The sequence below is a fragment of the Paenibacillus kribbensis genome, assembly GCF_002240415.1.
GTDB classification, from domain to species: domain Bacteria; phylum Bacillota; class Bacilli; order Paenibacillales; family Paenibacillaceae; genus Paenibacillus; species Paenibacillus kribbensis.
Genome location: NZ_CP020028.1, coordinates 2861642 through 2880526 on the forward strand (window position 1 = coordinate 2861642; position 18885 = coordinate 2880526).

19 protein-coding genes and 1 pseudogene are annotated in these 18885 nt (G+C 43.9%); 9 read left to right on the plus strand and 11 right to left on the minus strand.

Annotation, left to right across the window (positions count from 1 at the left end):
* The first annotated feature begins 160 nt into the window (after positions 1–160).
* Positions 161–526 carry a BlaI/MecI/CopY family transcriptional regulator gene (locus B4V02_RS12965; protein ID WP_007430520.1) on the plus strand — a complete coding sequence of 122 codons (366 nt, stop codon included), beginning with the start codon at positions 161–163 and terminating at the stop codon, positions 524–526.
* A complete protein-coding gene (locus tag B4V02_RS12970; RefSeq protein ID WP_094155103.1) occupies positions 519–2042 on the plus strand; it encodes a M56 family metallopeptidase in 1524 nt (507 codons plus the stop codon). The genes B4V02_RS12965 and B4V02_RS12970 overlap by 8 nt, the downstream gene beginning before the upstream one ends.
* A gap of 140 nt (positions 2043–2182) precedes the next feature.
* On the opposite strand, the gene B4V02_RS12975 is transcribed toward B4V02_RS12970, so the two are convergent.
* The gene (locus B4V02_RS12975; RefSeq protein ID WP_094155105.1) at positions 2183–3070 is read right to left on the minus strand and encodes a LysR family transcriptional regulator; all 888 of its coding nucleotides are present in this window, start codon (positions 3068–3070) and stop codon (positions 2183–2185) included.
* A 111-nt stretch (positions 3071–3181) separates the two neighbouring features.
* Between B4V02_RS12975 and B4V02_RS12980 the strand changes: the two genes are divergently transcribed.
* From B4V02_RS12980 to B4V02_RS12985, 3 genes and pseudogenes are all read left to right on the plus strand, one after another.
* Positions 3182–4567 carry an MFS transporter gene (locus B4V02_RS12980; protein ID WP_094155106.1) on the plus strand — a complete coding sequence of 462 codons (1386 nt, stop codon included), beginning with the start codon at positions 3182–3184 and terminating at the stop codon, positions 4565–4567.
* 149 nt (positions 4568–4716) lie between these two features.
* Positions 4717–4776, plus strand: a pseudogene (locus B4V02_RS26655) (TetR/AcrR family transcriptional regulator); the annotation flags it as partial.
* A gap of 57 nt (positions 4777–4833) precedes the next feature.
* Entirely contained in the window at positions 4834–5199 is a 366-nt protein-coding gene (locus B4V02_RS12985) for a TetR-like C-terminal domain-containing protein (RefSeq protein WP_244188547.1), read from the plus strand.
* On the opposite strand, the gene B4V02_RS12990 is transcribed toward B4V02_RS12985, so the two are convergent.
* On the minus strand, positions 5187–5660 hold the full coding sequence (locus B4V02_RS12990; RefSeq protein WP_094157003.1) for a GNAT family N-acetyltransferase: 474 nt from the start codon (positions 5658–5660) through the stop codon (positions 5187–5189). The genes B4V02_RS12985 and B4V02_RS12990 overlap by 13 nt on opposite strands.
* A gap of 171 nt (positions 5661–5831) precedes the next feature.
* Between B4V02_RS12990 and B4V02_RS12995 the strand changes: the two genes are divergently transcribed.
* The gene (locus tag B4V02_RS12995) at positions 5832–6671 is read left to right on the plus strand and encodes a MerR family transcriptional regulator (protein WP_244188514.1); all 840 of its coding nucleotides are present in this window, start codon (positions 5832–5834) and stop codon (positions 6669–6671) included.
* 63 nt (positions 6672–6734) lie between these two features.
* On the opposite strand, the gene B4V02_RS13000 is transcribed toward B4V02_RS12995, so the two are convergent.
* Positions 6735–7493 carry a cyclase family protein gene (locus B4V02_RS13000; RefSeq protein WP_094155108.1) on the minus strand — a complete coding sequence of 253 codons (759 nt, stop codon included), beginning with the start codon at positions 7491–7493 and terminating at the stop codon, positions 6735–6737.
* 99 nt (positions 7494–7592) lie between these two features.
* Positions 7593–7970, minus strand: a complete 378-nt coding sequence (locus tag B4V02_RS13005; protein WP_007430511.1) for a MerR family transcriptional regulator — start codon at positions 7968–7970, stop codon at positions 7593–7595.
* Positions 7971–8251: 281 nt separating this feature from the next.
* Here B4V02_RS13005 and B4V02_RS13010 point away from each other — a divergent pair, with 281 nt between their 5' ends.
* On the plus strand, positions 8252–9301 hold the full coding sequence (locus B4V02_RS13010; RefSeq protein WP_094155109.1) for an NAD(P)-dependent alcohol dehydrogenase: 1050 nt from the start codon (positions 8252–8254) through the stop codon (positions 9299–9301).
* Between the two features lie 73 nt (positions 9302–9374).
* Here the strand turns inward: B4V02_RS13010 and B4V02_RS26660 are convergent, their stop codons facing one another.
* Positions 9375–9518 carry a hypothetical protein gene (locus B4V02_RS26660; protein ID WP_244188515.1) on the minus strand — a complete coding sequence of 48 codons (144 nt, stop codon included), beginning with the start codon at positions 9516–9518 and terminating at the stop codon, positions 9375–9377.
* Between the two features lie 197 nt (positions 9519–9715).
* On the opposite strand from B4V02_RS26660, the gene B4V02_RS13020 reads away from it, so the two are divergent.
* Positions 9716–11275, plus strand: a complete 1560-nt coding sequence (locus B4V02_RS13020; protein WP_094155110.1) for a sensor domain-containing diguanylate cyclase — start codon at positions 9716–9718, stop codon at positions 11273–11275.
* Between the two features lie 199 nt (positions 11276–11474).
* On the opposite strand, the gene B4V02_RS13025 is transcribed toward B4V02_RS13020, so the two are convergent.
* Positions 11475–12371: an AraC family transcriptional regulator gene (locus B4V02_RS13025; RefSeq protein ID WP_094155111.1), complete on the minus strand. Its 897-nt coding sequence runs from the start codon at positions 12369–12371 to the stop codon at positions 11475–11477.
* 118 nt (positions 12372–12489) lie between these two features.
* On the opposite strand from B4V02_RS13025, the gene B4V02_RS13030 reads away from it, so the two are divergent.
* Entirely contained in the window at positions 12490–13398 is a 909-nt protein-coding gene (locus B4V02_RS13030) for an EamA family transporter (RefSeq protein WP_094155112.1), read from the plus strand.
* 9 nt (positions 13399–13407) lie between these two features.
* Here the strand turns inward: B4V02_RS13030 and B4V02_RS13035 are convergent, their stop codons facing one another.
* The 5 genes from B4V02_RS13035 to B4V02_RS13055 form a co-directional block, all read right to left on the minus strand.
* A complete protein-coding gene (locus tag B4V02_RS13035; protein ID WP_094155113.1) occupies positions 13408–14505 on the minus strand; it encodes a GerAB/ArcD/ProY family transporter in 1098 nt (365 codons plus the stop codon).
* A 51-nt stretch (positions 14506–14556) separates the two neighbouring features.
* A complete protein-coding gene (locus B4V02_RS13040) occupies positions 14557–14778 on the minus strand; it encodes a hypothetical protein (RefSeq protein ID WP_094155114.1) in 222 nt (73 codons plus the stop codon).
* On the minus strand, positions 14775–15980 hold the full coding sequence (locus tag B4V02_RS13045) for a Ger(x)C family spore germination protein (protein WP_094155115.1): 1206 nt from the start codon (positions 15978–15980) through the stop codon (positions 14775–14777). The genes B4V02_RS13040 and B4V02_RS13045 overlap by 4 nt, the downstream gene beginning before the upstream one ends.
* 35 nt (positions 15981–16015) lie before the next feature.
* Positions 16016–17602, minus strand: a complete 1587-nt coding sequence (locus B4V02_RS13050; protein ID WP_094155116.1) for a spore germination protein — start codon at positions 17600–17602, stop codon at positions 16016–16018.
* 296 nt (positions 17603–17898) lie between these two features.
* Positions 17899–18840, minus strand: coding sequence for a cation diffusion facilitator family transporter (locus B4V02_RS13055; RefSeq protein WP_094155117.1), 942 nt, complete (start codon positions 18838–18840; stop codon positions 17899–17901).
* Positions 18841–18885: the final 45 nt, after the last annotated feature.

The following is an 18885-nucleotide window of genomic DNA, read 5'->3' on the forward strand; positions in this document are numbered from 1 at the left end:
TCGGACGGAGCTTTGTTTTGCTCTATCCGATAGTAATCTCTGAAACAAATAGATACATTAAAAGATGAACATATTGTAATCGTTCTGACATTGATTTTTCCATAAGACAGTTGTATTATCATAAATGTAAACTACAATTGTCTTAGGGAAGGAGAGTGTTATGGATAAGCTGAATCTGGGCGATTCCGAGTTGAAGGTCATGTCTGTCCTCTGGCAGGAAGGCGATACAACAGCCAAGCATATCGCCGGTATTTTGTCCGACAGCTACGGCTGGAATGTAAATACGACATATACGCTCATCAAGCGCTGCATCAAAAAAGGAGCGATTCAACGCTCCGAACCGAACTTCATTTGCCATGCGCTGGTGTCTCAAGAGGAAGTGCAGAGAAAAAGCACAATGGATCTGGTGAACAAAATTTTCGACGGTTCCACCAACAAGCTATTCGCTTCACTGCTCGGCAAAAAGGAACTTTCCAATGAGCAGATTGACCGGCTGAAAAAAATGGTAGACGAGTTGGATGAATGAGGTGCTTATGATGAACTGGCTGCAAATGGATATTTCCGCAGCTCTGATGATCGTTATTGTGGTCGGTGTGCGGGCATTGAACAAAAACACGCTCCCCCGCTCTGCTTTTTTATGGCTGTGGGCGATCGTCTGGCTGCGACTCTGCATTCCTTTTTCCCTGCCTTCGGAATGGAATCTGTATTCGTTGTTGAATACAGCGGCCAATAAGCTGAGTGGTCCAACGAATATGGCAGCTACGGCAGTTCCTACTTCTCCGGTGGCTACCTGGACAGCGGCTTTATCGGATTCAACGCCCCCCCAACAATCATGGGGCGTACTGTCCGTACTGCCTTCCACTTTTCCGCAATCAGCACCTGACGCGTCGGCATGGCTGCTCGTCTGGCTGATAGGTGCAATCGGGCTCGTAGTGTTTTTCACCGTAGCGTATATCAGGTGGTATCGCCGTTTCCGCTTTGCCCGTCCGGTCAAGCATGAATTTGTAGATCGCTGGCTATCCCGCCATCGTCTGCTGCGGAGCATTCAGATCAGACAGACTGAGAAAATTGCTTCTCCACTTACATACGGGATTATTCGGCCTGTTATTTTAATGCCCGTAACAATAGATTGGAGCGATCACAAGCGACTGGAATATGTTTTGACTCATGAATACGTGCATATCCGCCGCTTCGACAGCGGTACGAAAATGTTGCTACTGCTGGCGTTCTGTCTACACTGGTACAACCCGTTTGTATGGCTGACGTATGTACTTGTTAACCGGGATATAGAGTTGTACTGTGATGAGGCGGTAATACGACGTCTTGGCTATCAGCGGCGCTCCGATTATGCGCGCACCCTGATCCATATGGAAGAGCAAAAGCTGGCACTGCCATCCATGAACAATTATTTTAGCAAATTAGCCATTGAAGAAAGGATTGAATCTATTATGAAAATGAAAAAAACAACAGTTGCAGGTGCACTATCTGCTTGCCTGCTTATCGGAAGTCTAGCGACTGTACTAGCAACCTCTCCTGCCAGCGCTTCTATCGCGGCCTCGCATGCTGGTTCTGCTACGTTAGCGAAACATGCGAATGAATATCGTGCCGGAGAAACCTGGAAAGTAAACAACGAATGGGAATTTACCGTCAATTCGGTTCGCGAGACCACACTAGAGGGCAACACGATAGATGGTAACCGACCGGCCAAGCAGGTGCTAATCGTGAACTACAGCTACAAGAACATTCGTCCAGCTGGAGGCGAGCCACTCGCGTTCTCCAAGGCTCATTTTTGGATGACAGATGCACACGATCCGGAAAATAATAGTGCAGACGGCTCGCATTACACCCTATTCGTGCCTGGCATGGATCGCATCGGGGTTGTAAATCCGGGCCAAAGCGTACAGGGCGCAGAATGGGTTTACGCTTTTTATGACAAAAAGACCGATAAGGTTGAATTCAACGTTGGTGCCTACGACTCGCATGAGAAGCTGCATGAAACCAAATTTATTGTGCCTGTAGAAGCACATAAGGCAGCGAAGTAAAAGAGCATTGTCCAAATATGCAGGAATGCTGTTAACCCTATATATGAGTAAGAATAAATAATGAAACACTGACCTTGCTGCTAATCTGCGGTCGCCTTAAACGTACATGTTAATAGCGATCGCAGGTTTTGTTATTCAGTCTATATGTTCTGCTTGGATATCGCCCCGAAATATTCTACAACTACCTCACGGAATTCCAGGGCAGCCCGTGAAATGTACCGACTCCTGTGCCATAATAAAGCTATCTCACGTACCAATTTATGATTCTCTACTTGGAGATATTTGAGATGTTCCCGTGAATTTCTTGCCGTGCTTGGTATGAAGGCTATACCAATTTCGGCTTCCACAAGAGTACTAAGCCTTGCAGGTTCATCCCCCTCATACACATATTTAGGCACAAAACCATCCGATTTGCATACAGAGTCCACTAAATCACGAGTACCGTAGCCTCTCTTTACACCGACAAACCATTCATCCCTCAGCTCTGCCAAGGATACGCTGCTTCGATCTGCCAGCCGATGTCCCTTGGGAACAGCTACAAGGATTGGGTCGATAAACACGATTTGACATTCGATCTCATCCCCCTCTATAGGCGGTGACGACAAGCAAAAATCGACCTCTCCTCTATGAAGAAGCGTAACCATTTCTTGCGTGGTCAGCATTTGCACATGAAATTGAATATAGGGTCGCTTTTTCCGAAACTCTCGAAGGATATTTGGTAATGTGCTTGCGGTGGTCACCGCCAATTCGAGTGTGCCATGTTCCGGGCTTAATAAATCGCTAAGTTCCTGCTTCCCCTGTTCCAATTCAAACAAAGCCCTCTCTGCACGGTGAAGGAATCTGCTTCCGAACTCATTCAATCGCAGTTTCCTCCCTGTTCGATCGAATAAAGAGACCCCCAGATCTTCCTCCAGGCGTTGAATTGTTTTGCTCAGCGACGATTGAGTAACGTGCAGACTTCGTGCAGCTTCGGTTACATGTTCCAAACGAGCTACCGCGAGAAAATATTGCAGTTGAAGAAGTTCCATTTCAAACCTCCATTCATTCCCTCAAGTCAATGAGATTATAACATCAAATGCATTGGAATAAATAATTGATTTCAAGTACGATGATATTAATTCGCTTTGGGGGGACCAAAAATGAGTGTTCGCAACTGGTGGTTAATGATTTCAGTTGGTCTAGGGATACTATTGAACCCATTAAGTTCTTCGATAGTTTCTGTTGCTATTCCAAGTCTGCAAAATGTGTTCCAACTTGACTTTACAGGTGTTTCCTGGATTATTTTTTCTTTCTACATTACTAGTAGCATCGCTCAACCTGTCATGGGAAAGGCCAGCGATTTATTCGGTCGCAGGAAGATATTTCTTACCGGACTTGTTATAGCCTTCATTGCATCATTATTAGCTCCATTATCACCAAACTTCGGGTGGCTCATCGTGTTCCGCATTGTGCAATCCATCGGAACAAGCATGATGGTAGGGGTTGGAATGGCCATTGTTCGAATCCATATTACAGAGAAACAAGCGACTGCGCTGTCTGTTTTGTCCATATTCCTGTCAGGAGCGGCAGCAATTGGACCCTTTATTGGCGGGGTTTTGATTCATTGGTGGGATTGGCCTGCTATCTTTTTCGTCAATATTCCGTTTGTGTTGGCTAGCTTTCTATTGGCTTGGAGGACTATTCCTAAGGACGAACCGCCAATATCCGTTGCACGCAACATGTCCTTTCGTAAATGGTTTGATTTGATTGATGCATCAGGGATTCTGCTCTTCACATTGGGTCTGGTTGCCCTGCTCGTTGGATTACTCTCGGCAAAATCATCTGGGCATATCTCATTAGAAAATGTCATTGTCGGGCTGATAGGCCTCGTTGCGCTGGGGGCATTCGTACGATATGAGTTAAAAGCGACGACACCCTTTATTCCTTTACGCACATTCGCCAAATATCCTACGATGACTTGGGTTAATATCGAATTCATGCTCGTTAATGTACTTTATTACTCGCTCTTTTTCGGGGTTCCATCCTACTTGCAAATAGCACGTCATGTCAGCGAGTTCCAAACAGGGCTTCTCATGCTAAGCTTAGGCTTGTGCTCGCTAGCTACTTCTCCAATAGCAGGACGATGGATCGATAAATCAGGACCCAGACCGGCATTGCTAATGTCCGCAATTCTGATGACATTGGGGTCGGTGTGGCTCGTGACATTGAGTCAAACTTCACCGGTTATCAGCGTGTGTTTGGCTCTGGCTGCATTCGGTATTAGCAACGGGTTGAACAATGTAGGTATGCAAGCAGCCATGTTCCAAAGTTCTCCAAAAGAAATAATCGGTGTAGCATCCGGATTATTTAATACATCAAGATACCTGGGAACCATTCTCTCTTCATTGTTGATAAGTATCGTAATGGGAGGTAAGTTCAGCTTCGAGGGATTTCAAGTGCTTGGGATTATCCTCACGGTAATTGCATTGTCTTTGGTATTCATGAGTTGGCGACGCCGGGAGTCAGGACAATTGCAAGAGTCGTAGGTTTCACCAAGTTCAAATTTACAAATCATTGCGTGGTACGAATCATCATGCACCAAATGTCATTGGTTTGGCCAATCCTGATTCTGATATTCAAGCCGCTGATTTCCACATATCTTCTAATCAGCGGCCTAAAAATTCAACTTTTATTAATGAAGGACAAATGCTTCCATGATATATCGATTACAGATATTGTAAAACGGGCTGGTGTGTCTCGAACTGCCTACTACCGCAACTACGACTCTAAAGAGGATATATTGCGAAGCGTAATGAAGGAAATCGTGGATAAAGTCATAGTTGCCATGAATCTGCGTCTTCCAATAAGTAACACATATGAATACTGGTACTCCTTATTCCACATGCTAAAACAACATGCCGATAGTTTACAAATACTTCTCATGGCGAATTTCGGAGATGCATTACTAAGCGAAATACACAGCATAATGCAGAGTTCTGTATCCAAAGATAGTATCCAGGAAAATTACAAATCTTATTTTTGGAGTGATGCCATTTACAGTGTAGCAGCGAGTTGGATTCGAGATGGTATGCAGCAGACGGCCGAGGAAATGGCGAAGATTTGCTATCAAATCATAGATCGCATGAATGAGGATTGTCATAGCACTCAAAAAGAATAGGTCGATAAACCAGACAGCTCTTTGACCATTACCTTTTCTCCGTTTATATCTAGCTCTCCATTAAAACGAAAACCAAACTTTTGGTATAAATACAAGGCTCGGTGATTGTCCTCATAAAGACTTAGATAGATCTCTTTACAATGGTATAAATTGACAAGATGTTCAATAAGTGCTGTAAGCATCATTTTCCCAAATCCCTGTCCCTGGAAATTCTCGTCAATCATGAATCGATCCAACCATACTCGGCCGCTATGACCTTCTCCAGGAAAGAATCCATACATGGCAAACCCAATCAAAACATGTTCCCAATAAAGTCCTGCTGGTCGGTAGAAAGTGCAATCTTTAGCATCTTCCAAACTTTGTTCTGAAGCTTCAATATATGATTTTTGATGATCGCTTACACGCAAAGACAATATTTCTTTCACATTTTCCTTAGTCACTTCTCTAATAGAGACTGTCATCATATCAACCTTTTCCTGTACATAATTTATGATTCCTAATTTCTACTGCAATAAAGTTAAGCGTGTGGTCACAGCAGTAGCCAGCACAACAAGGTCTTCTCTCCCTTGCTTTGGCTCATTACTATTCATACAATAAGGTATACCGTAACCAGATAGTCAAGTGAGGATGAAATGATGAAAAAAAATTCGGAAACGTATTTTACAACAGGACAATTCGCTAAAATATGCAAGGTAAATAAGAGGACTTTATTTCATTATGATGAGATTGGGCTATTCCAACCTGCTTTTATAGATGAAAACGGGTATCGTTATTATTCTTATCATCAATTTGATTTATTCTCCATTATTACTGTTTTAAAGGAATTAAACGTTCCTTTAAAAGAAATCAAGACGTATCTTGATGAGAGAACTCCAGAACGAATATTGGATTTGTCGAAACACAAAATATCAGAAGTGAATAAAGAAATCGATAAAATGATTAAAATTAAGCACATATTGGAAGAAACCATTGTCTATACGCACAAGGGATTAAACTCTACAAGTAGTGAAATTAAATTGGAAGAACATGAAGAGGAAAGAATCATTCGAAGCACTTCATTGGAGGAAAACAATATAAACGATTACGCTGAATGGATGATGAATTTCAAAAAATTTGAACATAGTACACAATCTGTTGGAGCATCTTTTGTTGGGTCTATGTTGGATAAAGAAGCTATTTTAGCGGGTAAATATGCCTCAAAGTCGTATCTTTTTGTAAAAACAAACAATAGAAATAACACACATTTTTCAAATTTCATAAAACCAAAGGGGTTATACGCTGTTGCATATCATCATGGAAGCTATGAAAAGATCGGCAGAACCTATGAGAGACTAATTCAGTATATTGAAAAGGAAAATTTTCTTATTCAGGAATTTGCTTATGAGGAATATCTTATCGATGAAGTTGGTGCAAAAGATGAGAGTGAATATGTTACTCAAATTACAGTTAGGTTAAAGAGTAAAAATTTATAGTTGTTGAAAAAAAAGAAATAACGCTCCAGGTTGCATTATTGCTGCTGGAACGTTGCTCCCCTTTTATTCCTCTATGATTGCTACGGGACGAGCCCATCCGGCACTCGCTCTTTCCACTTTAACCGGAAAACAGCAGACCTTGAAGCCAAACGGCTTTGGCAGAAGCTCCAAATTGGCCAACTTTTCGATCTGGCAATATTCCCGGTCTTTGCCGACATAGTGCGCTGCCCACAGGACGCCATCTCTCGGCTGCTGCTTGTAGGCCTCCGCCTGGAGATTGAGCGGGATATCCCAACCCCAGCCGTCAGTACCAACTACCTTAATTCCTTGATCCAGTAACCACATGGTCGCTTCGGCCGAGACACCAGCATGAAGAAATGCATACTTTTCATCATACAACCGCTTATCCGCATCGCTCCGGATAAGCACAATATCGAGCGGCTTAAGCTTGTACCCAATGCGGCTCAGCTCCGCAACCAGATCTTCAGATGTTACCTCATAGCCGGGCGGCTTAGAACTAAAATCAAGAAGCACGCCATCAGAAAAAAACCACTCTAGCGGCAGTTCGTCAATCGTTCTAGCCGGTTTCCCTTGCGATGTTGGCCAGTAGTGCCAAGGTGCGTCGACATGCGTCCCCGAATGCGTATTAAGCGTTACAGTTTCGGTAGCCCATGCTTTGCCTTCCGGAAAGTCGTCAGGTTTCAGACCTAGTAAGGCTGACGCTTGCATCGCGCCTTCGCTATGGCTCGAATACTCGATCTTTGCTGCTATCGGCTCACGGATGCTAGGGCTTATCGGGACGCTCAAATCAATGAGTCTCATCGCTTTCCCTCTCTTTCGTTTCTTGTCTATAATTTTCCGTTTCATGGCCATTATACCATATTGCTTTTACTATCTGGTGACCGTAGTCTTGTTACAGCTCTATATTTTGAGGCTAGCCTCACTAGCCAGTAATTTCCCGTCATAATCATTAATTTTCCAATCCAATCTCTTTATGGTTTCGTCAATTTCCATCTTTTTTTTTACTAGCTTTTCTCTTTCGTTAGTCAAGATTTTTTTGCGAGCTTCTATGGTACGGTCTCCTTCAATAAATAAAGATGTATATTCAATCAACGCCTCTATCGTCAATCCGGCGCTTCGCATGCATTTTATAAATTCGATCCATTTAATATCCTCTTCAGTGTAGTCACGGACACCGCTTTCTTTACGGTTTACCGGTGGAATCAAACCAACCTGTTCATAATATCTAAGTGTTGCTGATGTTAAATCAAACTGCTCTGCCACTTTTGCAATATTCATTTTCTTCACCTCGTATTTTCTTTATGTATTGACCTTATCACTTAAAGTTAACTTTAAGCAAGATTTACAACTTCAAGCGTAATGGCGTTTCTTGTTTCAAAATTTCCTCTTGCCTTAAAGTGGGCTTTAAGGTTTAAACTACATAACGAAACCAAAAAAATCGAATGGAGGATGTGTAAATGGCGACGATATTTTATTCGGTGCAGTTTGGTCAAGGGAGAATGCACCCATCGGAAATGTAACCTTCGCTTGATTATTTATCATTTATTCATACAAAGGGGTTGAAAAATATGTGTCAAACTCGCGTTCTGAGTGTACCAAGTGCAAAAGCACATTTTGAAAAGACCACAATTAAGCGTAGAGAATTGCAGCCACATGATGTTTTAATCGATATTAAATTTAGCGGGATTTGCCATTCCGACATTCATAGTGCCCATGATGAATGGGGCGGCGGCATCTTCCCCATGGTTCCTGGCCATGAAATTGCCGGTGTTGTAGAAGCCGTAGGTTCTGAGGTCACTAAGTTTTCTATTGGCGACCGAGTTGGTGTAGGTTGCTATGTAGACTCCTGCGGAGAATGCGAATACTGCCTGCGAGGCGAAGAGCAATTTTGTACAAAAGGTTTTGTCGCCACCTATAATTCCAGAGACTACGACGGCAATCCAACTTATGGTGGATATAGCCAGAAGATTGTTGTAAAAGAAGGTTTTGTTGTTCATATTCCGGACAGCCTAGAGCTGGATGTAGCAAGTCCGCTACTCTGTGCAGGAATCACCACCTATTCTCCTTTGAAGCACTGGAATGCCGGACCTGGCAAGAAAGTAGCTATTTTGGGAATGGGCGGTTTAGGCCATATGGCGATCCAATATGCGCATGCTATGGGTGCTGAGGTCACTGTACTGAGTCGGTCGTTGAATAAAAAAGATGAGGCTTTGAGCTTTGGTGCTGATCATTATTTTGCAACAAGTGATCCAGAGACATTCACTGAATTGGCGGGCCGTTTCGACCTTATCTTGAACACTGTATCTGCCAATCTTGACGTAGATGCCTACTTATCAATACTAAGCATTGACGGAACAATGGTAAACGTGGGTGCACCCAGTAAGCCCGATCAATATAATGTCTTTTCCTTAATAATGGGTCGACGCAGTATTGCCGGCTCACTCGTTGGCGGTATCCGTGAAACTCAAGAGATGCTTGATTTTTCTGCTGAACACGGTATTGCTCCGCAAATCGAAGTCATTGCTGCGGATCAAGTTGACGAAGCTTATGACCGAGTTCTCCGGAGTGACGTTCGTTATCGGTTCGTGATCGACGTATCTACGTTGTAACATCAAAAAAAGGGCGGCTCTTCTCCGAAGAGCTAGCCCTTTTTTTCAGTATTTATACACCTCTTCTAATTGATCAGCGTCGATTAAGCTCAATTTTAGGAACAATACCGTGGTGAGCGGCAAATTCGATCATCTCTTGTGTTTCTCGTATCCCTCCAACATTTGATCCAGCCATGCTCAGGTTAAAATCATATCTAACATTCCACTGCTCTGTCATCGTATTTACCCCCCATTAGGATGAGTTGCCTACACCACTATAACGTAGGAATTTCCGCTTACCTTTACTTCTGTTTCCCATTATACTTATATCATGCAAGCTGAAGAATAATAGCTGGAGCGATTTTCGTTATGTTGTCCTCCCATATACTGAAGAGAACAACATCTACGATAAACAACATGATGGAAGGACTACCTATGTATAGATATATGATTGCGAATTTTGCCTTGTTAACGGCGTTCCTCTTTCTATTCAACCATTTATTCCGACGCTACTTGATGGAAGACCATCGTACCTTGCGATTTAAGTTGCTGATAGGGATCATGCACGGCTGCTGTGCTCTTCTTCTTCTGTTGTTCAGTTATCAAATAAACGAAACATCCTTTATCGATTTCCGCCATATCGTTGTCATCAGTTCCGCTTATTTTGGGGGGCTGCCCGCTTCTTTAGTGACCGCCTTATTCTTTGTGTTGGGCCGTGTTACATTAGTGGGGACTTTTACGCCTTCGCCTGCCAGCATGACGCCATTATTATCGATTACATTAGCTGCCATCGGCAGCGGGATCATTATGCAGGTTGTCAAACGTTATAGGTACCGCTGGTTGCTTTCGGTATTACTGAGTATGACGCTTATTACGATTATGTCGCTCATGAGGGGGATCATCAAGGATACCTATTCCTATTTAGCGCTTGTTGGTTTGGGCGGACTTTTCGCAGCATCGTTAATTGCTTTCTTTTCTACAACGAATCAACTAACTAAACAATTGGAGCACAGCGAGCGAAAATACCGTTCCCTACATGCACTTCAAGAAGCGATTTTTCAATCCGCAGTAGGTACGGCTATCATAGCCATCGATTGGCAGGGACAGATCACGCATGCCAATAAGGGTACAGAAAAAATGCTTGGCTACCGGGCTGACGAGCTGATTGGCAAGGAATCTCCCCTGATCTTTCATGACCCGAATGAAGTAGAAGCTTATGGGAAAGAATTATCCGAAAAAATAGGTAAACCCATTCATGGATTAAATGTGTTTTTTTACGGCGCGGCAGAATATGTATCCGAAGGACGAGAATGGTCATATATTCGGAAGGATGGTACCAGGATAACGGTATTGCTGACATTGTCACCGCTTTTACTGGACGGGAAAACGGTTGGAGTCATTGGGCTTGCCAAGGATATTTCCGAAAGAAAGAAAATGGAAGAGCAATTGAAGCAGCTTTCCCTGTTGGATGGACTAACCAAAATTGCAAACCGTCGTTTTTTTGATGAAATGCTCAAACAGGAATGGAAAAATGCAGAGCAGAATGAGAAAGGATTGTCTCTTATCTTCTTTGATATAGATCATTTTAAAGCTTATAACGATCTTTACGGACATCAGGCCGGGGACGAATGCTTACGTAAAGTAACGGCCATCGCCAAAAAGACCCTCAACCATCCAGCGGCTACAATCGCCCGTTACGGAGGGGAAGAATTTACGGTTATCCTGCCTGATACAAGTGCCAAGCGAGCGGCGCAACTTGCCGAGGATCTGAGATTAGCCGTAGAAAATGCCGCAATCCTTCATAACAGATCGTGGATGAAAAATGTGGTCACCGTCAGTATCGGAGTCTCAACGTGCAATCCTGATGCCAACAGTGTTCCTGAGGAGCTGATTGCAAAAGCAGACGAAGCACTTTATTACGCCAAGAGTCATGGGCGCAATCGCATTGCTAGTTACAAGGAGATATCGGAGAAAGCGGGGACACTTGGGGGATGAGCGCTACTCCTGATAGCATAAGCCCAATCGCGCACCTGGCTACACAAAAAAGCGGTAGTTTGGGGAAATAAAATCCCAAACTACCGCTGCTGCTTCAGCATTAGTAAGCACTACTACCCACAATATTAGAGCAATACATTGCTTCTTCTATTTCTTTGTCTGGACGCGTTTAAGATAGACATATTATCGTTCTATCTCCTCATTCATTGAAGCCATTATTTTTATATTTTTTGTATGCTAATGGTGTCATGTTCATCGACTTTCGGAAATGATGAATGAAGTAGCTTGTGCTATTAAATCCTACTTGATAAGCAACATCTGTGACATTGCATTCGGGTTGTTGAAGTAAAATTAGGCTTTTTTGAATTCGATAATCCAATACATAATGTAAAGGTGTCTTCTTTAAAATTCGTTTGAAATATCGGCAGCATTCGGACCGGCTTAATTGCCCAGCTCGTGCGATGTCGTCTAAAAGAATTTTCTCAGCATAATGCAGGTGAATCCAGTTCAGCATCTCCTTCATTCGAAGATTCTTCAACATTTCTGTTTGTTCATATTCCAGTTGAAAGCCGTTAACAATCAAATTTCTCCAAATCAACGTTAGCTGTACGGTAATGTCCATTTCATAGTAGGGTGGATTTTGCTGAATCAGCTGATTGATTTTTAAAATAGCGCCCAGAATGTTTTTGGCCCAAAGCTCCTTGGTATTCAAGTGTACGTAAGGTAAATTAGTTGCTTGAATATAGGGATATACATAGGCTGTATAAAGTTCTTGTGATAGTACAAAGCTTGGAGAAACATTTAAACAAATATAGATGCAGCCCGAATCATTCTTGTCTGTCGCCATGTGCAAACAGCCGCTATTTATGAACAAACCCTCCCCTTCGTGAATCGTAATTTTTTCTTCTCGTATTTGGAAGATGGCTTGTCCTTTTAAGATCAAAACAAATTGAAATTCATCATGCCAATGAAGTGGTATATATCCATTTATATTTTGGCTAATCGTTGTTTCGTAACATGCAATCGGCAGCACAACGGTACGATGCTCAGTTAGCTCTTTTAAATTCCGGTCAATCATGAAATCCTTTATTTGCATCTTGCCACCTCAATATATTTATACTTTTCCATTCGATTTAGGTATTCATTTAACGATTTTCCACTTATCATGTGAAGTATACTATACTATATTTATATTTTATGATGGAGAGTTGATTATGAATAGAGGAAAAGGAATATTTCTCATTATAACCGGAGCGATATTTTGGGGAATTGGTGGCACCGTTGCCAAAAAGCTGTTTCAACAATACGCCATTGACGTAAATTGGCTTGTCACGATTCGATTACTCATTGCAGGTTTATTACTCCTGTCAGTTCAATTTGTTGGAAAAGACCGTGCTCAGATTTTTGGGATCTGGAAAAATAAAAAGACATCGTTTCACCTCATAATATTTGGATTAGTCGGTATGCTTGGGGTTCAATACACCTATATGGTATCCATTAAACATGGTAATGCTGCTGTAGCAACGTTATTACAATATTTGGCACCTGTAATGATTATTGTTTACTTATTCATCAGTAGACAGTCTCCTCTAACAAGAAAAGATGTGTTCACCGTTTCGCTCGCTCTAGTTGGCTGCTTTTTCTTATTAACCAACGGCTCATTCTCACAATTATCTGTGCCGTCAGTTGCGATCGTTTGGGGAATTTTATCTGGGCTTGCGCTTGCATTTTATACTTTATATGCTGTTCCTTTACTGAAGCAATACAATTCCTTGGTCATTGTTGGCTGGGCTATGATGATCGGGGGAGTCGCATTAAGTTTTATCCACCCACCTTGGCAAATGGATTTTAAGAACTTAACACCAGAAACCTACTTTTATTTGATTTTCATTATCATTTTTGGTACTATGCTTGCTTTTTGGTTTTATATAGAGAGTTTAAACAGTCTATCGCCGAAAGAGTCGAGTCTTTTAGGCAGCTTGGAACCACTAGCAGCTGTGTTAACAACAGTCTTTTGGTTAAAAGATTCCCTTGGAATGTTTCAATGGATTGGCACAATCTGCATCATTATAATGATTCTATTTTTGGCTTTTAATAAAGAATCTTCCACAAACTACACATGAGCAGCAACATCAGCCTTCTTTTCGGCTTGTTTTTCGTTTGCGCAAGGAGGCGACAGCCAGCAATAATAGCGGAATAAGCAGATAAGTCGATAGGATGTGGAATGGAACTGCCGATCTCACCAAAAGTCCGAAGACCGGAAAATTGGGTACATCCCAAATACCTATGATCAGACTGAGCAGAGCGAGCGGAAAAACAATCGGACGGTAGTCCGCTAACTGAAAACATTGTGCAAAAGAAAGCGTTGCAGCGTAAAGAAAGATGCCAACCTGCAGGAAATTTCCGATAACCCACATCGCCAGAAGCAATGATTCCAGATTTTCCAGGAAAGAACCGACGCTGACATAACGAAAAGCGATGAGAATCGGGTACACTCTACTCCCCAAGTTCGGCCCCAGCAAAAATAAGGCGATCAGGCTGGAATAAGTCAAAAACAAAGTGATAGTGATCATCGAAATGTATCCCCATTTTCTCCCCTTCTCCGGATCGGTCACACTGGGCAGAAGAAAGGTCATCAGGAATAATTCGTTCATCCAGCCCATCATCGAGAAGGAGCCTTTGATGACCGGGGTTACCCCATGATTCAGGACCGGAAATATGGCTTTGACATCCAAATCGGGAAGCAGCAGCAGCAGAAAAAAGACAGGGAAAATAAACGCTGGTAAAAAAATGACAGTGCTCCTAGCCAGCGTCTCCACACCGCCGCGAACAGCGATCGCGCTTAGCAAGATCAAGGATCCCATGATGATCAATAAGGGAGTTTTATACAAAAAATTGCCTGTGACAAATTCCGCATATTGCCGGGTGACCCCCCCGGTGGCATGCAGATTGTAAGTGATATAGGCGAGGCCGATGACTTTTCCGGGAATTTTACCGAGAATCTGTTCGCTGTACTGGACAACCGTCTGCCCCGGATAAAGCTCATGCAATCGGGTCACAGTATAGACGGTAACCAAACCTGTCAGAGCGGCCAATATTCCCGTAAGCCAAAGATCATTTTGGGCAAATTGGGCCGTTATGGTCGGCAAAACAAGAAAACCGGAAGCCAGCACAGTTGGATACATCATGAGTCCCATTTGAAAAGCTGAAATTTTCCCCTTCTCCAACATGTTCCTTCACCTCCGCCTTGAGTTATTCCTGTCCCTTCGTATAAAGATCGGTTACGGTTCCGTTAAACCCCGGAATGGCTTGAAAATGAACAGAAGCACTGTAGTTGGCCCGGGCGTATTGGGCAGGTCCAGCATGGATAGGATCCAAACCAGGAGCAGCAGCGATACGAATACAGCTTTTTCCTTTACCGGCTTTGCTTTTAGTTTCGGCCACTCGAAACGGGTAATCAGCAGCACGGAGATCGTAACAACGCAGAAAAAATACCATCTCATTTCTTTTTTACCTCTTCCTTGGGCACCCCTTCTGGAGAGCTGATTAATCCAGGTCTAAGAATCTTTGCTTCAATTTCCGTATTGACTTCAACTTTGGAAAACTGCTCATCCCATCGGTCCTTCATCTTCTCCCATTGCTTGGGATACTTTCGTTGAAATGTCTGGGCGAAATTAAAAACGTCCGTCTTGTGCCGCCGTTGAACCTCGTAAAGCGCCGACTCGATTCGTTTTCTTACATCATCCTTGAATCCCTTGCTTATAACAGCGAGCAGCTGCGGATTCATGGGATCCATTATAGTGCCATTTTGTATAATGTCCCCTTCTGTTCTAACCCGGACTGTCATCTTCCAGGTTTCGCCTTCAATCTTTGGAATCAGCTTGACGTTCGCCTTTACCGGTTTTAAAGACATTAGTCCTTCCGATCCCTCCGGTTTAAACACAACCGTATATCCTTTGACTTCATTCCTGAGCCACAGGACACCCTTTGTGACTCTTTCTGAAATTTGCCCTACCATTTTGTCATTTTTGAATACAGCGCTCCCCAGCAGGTACGGAATCGTTTGAAACGGCCCGGCTGATTCGGTTTTTGGAAGGATATAGATCATCGGTAGAATAGCCGTCCGGGAATCCCCGCTTAACATGAGGCTCAACTGGTGCATCGTCACCCGTATCCCAATCCGCAAATCGGATAGCTTCCGCAGCACTTCGGCCGAGGAATTTTCGATTGGCGGAAACAACTCAAGCGCTGATGCCGCTTCTCCTTTACTTACGAACATATAAGCCCGCTCTCTCGTCTCAGGAAAACGGATTAGGAAATCGAGATGTTCGCGGATCCCCGTCCTGGCCACGGATTCGCTAAATATATAGATTCTGCATTGCCCCCAAAACATCTCCCTGGGGATTACCCGTTGCAGCTTGGACAGAGCGTCCGTGATGTCAAAACCTGTTTCCGATCGGACGGACGTCCTTCTTGCCGCTCCGCCTCCCATAGCACCGCCTCCTGTCGTTCCACCTCCAGACTGATTCTGCGGAAGGACGAATTGTACGGTCGCGCGAACCTGATTATTCTCCACCTTGTCGAATGCGAGCGCTGTAATCAGCGCCAAGTCATTAAGCTCTGTGCGATCCCAGCAGCCTCCCAGCACAAGCAGCAGCGGGATGAAAACCGCTGTTTTTATCCATGTCCTTATCCATGTCTTCATCCATCCGACTCTCCTTTGCCAGGTGTTTGTTTCAGCTACTCGCTGTTCCCGCGGGCTGGATCAGGCTTTTGACCGGCTGGCTGCCGATATTTGTCATACGTTCCCGTAAAGCGTGGGCGTGTGTTCAGCTTCCACCAGGGAGCTCTGACCAGAACATCTCTCCATTCATTCAGCTTGGGAGTGCTGACTTCGGACAGATAGGGGACGCCAAATGAGCGCAAGCTGCACATATGCAGAACGATAGCGATGATCCCCATAACCACGCCGACAAGCCCCAGGCTTCCGGCAAGAAAAATTAATGGAAACCGCAGCAGCCTTATGGCAATGCCGGCGATGTAACGCGGAACCATAAATGAAGAGATCCCCGTAATCGCAACCACAATAACCATGGGCGCGGATACAAGTCCTGCCTGGACAGCCGCCTGACCGATGACCAGCGCTCCGACAATGCTGACGGCAGCGCCAACCTGCTTGGGCAACCGCACGCCCGCTTCACGCAACGCTTCAAAGGTGATCTCCATCATCAATGCTTCAATTAACGCCGGAAAAGGCACCTGCTCCCGGGAACTGGCCATACTGACAAGCAAAGAGCCAGGCACCATCTCTTGATGAAAAGTAAGCACCGCCACATATACTGATGGAAGCAGGAGAGATGTCGCTATAAAGAAATAGCGCAGCCATCGAATGACGGTGGAGATCAGGGACCGCTGATAATAATCTTCATGTGACTGAATTAACGAAAAAAAAGTGACCGGGGCGACCAAGGCAAACGGCGTTCCTTCTGTTAAAATCGCCACCCTCCCTTCCAGTAAACAACCGGAGACGACATCAGGCCGTTCCGTGCTGAGCAATTGCGGAAAGGGAGAATACGGGTGATCCTCAATCATTTCCTCGATATAACCGCTTTCCAGGATTCCGTCGATCCGTATACGCATGAGCCGGTTGCGCATTTCCTCCACCAGCGTCTTGTCCACAAGTCCTTCAATATAAGCCAGGACAATATTCGTTTGGGTATATTCGCCGATTCTCGCCGATTCCATTTTAAGCAGTGGGCTTTTAATAATGCGCCGGATTTGGGAAGTATTGGTGCGCAGAGTTTCGGTAAATCCCTCACGCGGCCCCCTAATCCCCACTTCTGCCGAAGGCTCTTCGACGGGGCGTTTCTCCCATTTCGTCAATCCGAAGCCAAAGCCGGAAGTATAGTTGTCAGACAGCAGGATCGTATATCCGTTCGAAAGATATTCGATACACTTGGTAAACGTCGTGAATTCTTGCGCTTGTATTGCCGATACTTTCCGTTCAATAAGCTGCTTGATATCATCGTTATCATCGGCTACCTCCTGCATGAATGGAGCAATAACGTGTCGTTCGATCGCTTCGGAATCGGCCAATCCTTCAATATACATTAACAAGGCATTTGTCTTTCCGCCGATCAGAAAGGAACGGTAAACTACATCCGAACAATTGTCGTAAAGCAAACGAAGACGGAGCTCATTTTGCTGCAAATCCGGATAAAGCTGCTTTGCCTGTGGAGCCTCAACGCTTTCTCGCTGAATCTGCCTTCCATTCAGTTGGATTCCGGTCGGTTTGATCAGTTTTCTGAGCATGCGGAGTTTTCTCATGGAGATGGAATCCTTTCAACCAACCTGGTTTTTTATATAAAATCACCCAAATGATTTCAGTTTATTCAGAGTGAATCGAAGAAGGACACCCGATTTTCACAAAATGCTGAAAATAAAAATACGCCCACCTTTTTTTAAGGTGAACGTCAGGTTGTCGAGAACCCCTGCCTTTTCAAGACATGGGTTTCACTTTTTTCTTCACTACCTCATGAATGATCAGAGGTGCATTGACCTGGTTTAGTCTTTTAATATAGCAGAAGAGACCTACGTCACGTAGATCTCTTCTAAACTTCTTGTTAGTGATGTTCAATATGACATTGGGTTCCCGATCTATCAATCTGTATTGTAATATGCTTGATCTCGTATTGCTCTTTCAACAACTTCTGTGCCTGTTCCATTACAACACTACTGTACATTGGATCTTGAATGATGATATGGCAACTTAGCAACGGAACATCTGATGATAACGCCCATACATGAAGATCGTGTACTTCAACAACATGCTCAAGATCAAGCAGGGATTGCTTAATTTGATCTATGTTCATATTCAGCGGCGTACCTTCCATCAGAATATGTACGGAGTCCCGAGTCACCCGATATGCACTGATGATCACCAAAATCGCCACCAATATACTGGCAATCGGATCAGCTAAATTCCAGCCAAAGAACATAATCAATAATGCAGCCACAATCGCCCCTACAGAGCCTAGCAAATCCCCTAGTACGTGTAGAAAAGCACTGCGAATATTGAGATTTTCAGATGTATCTCCTCTCATGAGGATAAAAGCAGCAGCTATATTGACCAGCAAGCCAATAACTGCGATGGTCAACATACCTGAAGTCATGATTCCTGGTGGGTTAGAAAGCCGTTCGAAAGCTTCCCAGAAAATATAAATCGATATCAGGGCAAGCGCTAAGCCATTAATAAAAGCGGCCAGTACTTCAAACCGTTTGTATCCAAACGTCTTTGACTTGCTCGCTTGCCGTTGTCCCCAGGTCATCGCCAGATAGCTTAACCCCAATGCACCTGCATCACTCAACATATGTCCCGCATCAGATAACAGTGCCAGGCTGTTAGTCAGTAATCCACCAATAAACTCAATGATCATATAACCGGCAATTAAAAAGAATGATAGCTTCAAAGCATTTTTGTTCGCTCCATGTCCATGAGAATGCCCGTGGCTATTGGAATGCCCGTGGCTATGGGAATGCCCATGTCCGTGACTTTTCTTACTCATCTACCTACGCCTCTCTTCTATAAGATTCTAATAATCCACTTTTTA

Bases quoted from the DNA above. Each gene is read 5' to 3' on its own strand.
- B4V02_RS12965 (WP_007430520.1), top strand. From the start codon at position 161: ATGGATAAGCTGAATCTGGGCGATTCCGAGTTGAAGGTCATGTCTGTC.
- B4V02_RS12970 (WP_094155103.1), top strand. From the start codon at position 519: ATGAATGAGGTGCTTATGATGAACTGGCTGCAAATGGATATTTCCGCA.
- B4V02_RS12975 (WP_094155105.1), bottom strand. From the start codon at position 3,070: ATGGAACTTCTTCAACTGCAATATTTTCTCGCGGTAGCTCGTTTGGAA.
- B4V02_RS12980 (WP_094155106.1), top strand. From the start codon at position 3,182: ATGAGTGTTCGCAACTGGTGGTTAATGATTTCAGTTGGTCTAGGGATA.
- B4V02_RS12985 (WP_244188547.1), top strand. From the start codon at position 4,834: ATGAAGGAAATCGTGGATAAAGTCATAGTTGCCATGAATCTGCGTCTT.
- B4V02_RS12990 (WP_094157003.1), bottom strand. From the start codon at position 5,660: ATGACAGTCTCTATTAGAGAAGTGACTAAGGAAAATGTGAAAGAAATA.
- B4V02_RS12995 (WP_244188514.1), top strand. From the start codon at position 5,832: ATGATGAAAAAAAATTCGGAAACGTATTTTACAACAGGACAATTCGCT.
- B4V02_RS13000 (WP_094155108.1), bottom strand. From the start codon at position 7,493: ATGAGACTCATTGATTTGAGCGTCCCGATAAGCCCTAGCATCCGTGAG.
- B4V02_RS13005 (WP_007430511.1), bottom strand. From the start codon at position 7,970: ATGAATATTGCAAAAGTGGCAGAGCAGTTTGATTTAACATCAGCAACA.
- B4V02_RS26660 (WP_244188515.1), bottom strand. From the start codon at position 9,518: ATGACAGAGCAGTGGAATGTTAGATATGATTTTAACCTGAGCATGGCT.
- B4V02_RS13020 (WP_094155110.1), top strand. From the start codon at position 9,716: ATGTATAGATATATGATTGCGAATTTTGCCTTGTTAACGGCGTTCCTC.
- B4V02_RS13025 (WP_094155111.1), bottom strand. From the start codon at position 12,371: ATGCAAATAAAGGATTTCATGATTGACCGGAATTTAAAAGAGCTAACT.
- B4V02_RS13030 (WP_094155112.1), top strand. From the start codon at position 12,490: ATGAATAGAGGAAAAGGAATATTTCTCATTATAACCGGAGCGATATTT.
- B4V02_RS13035 (WP_094155113.1), bottom strand. From the start codon at position 14,505: ATGTTGGAGAAGGGGAAAATTTCAGCTTTTCAAATGGGACTCATGATG.
- B4V02_RS13040 (WP_094155114.1), bottom strand. From the start codon at position 14,778: ATGAGATGGTATTTTTTCTGCGTTGTTACGATCTCCGTGCTGCTGATT.
- B4V02_RS13045 (WP_094155115.1), bottom strand. From the start codon at position 15,980: ATGAAGACATGGATAAGGACATGGATAAAAACAGCGGTTTTCATCCCG.
- B4V02_RS13050 (WP_094155116.1), bottom strand. From the start codon at position 17,602: ATGAGAAAACTCCGCATGCTCAGAAAACTGATCAAACCGACCGGAATC.
- B4V02_RS13055 (WP_094155117.1), bottom strand. From the start codon at position 18,840: ATGAGTAAGAAAAGTCACGGACATGGGCATTCCCATAGCCACGGGCAT.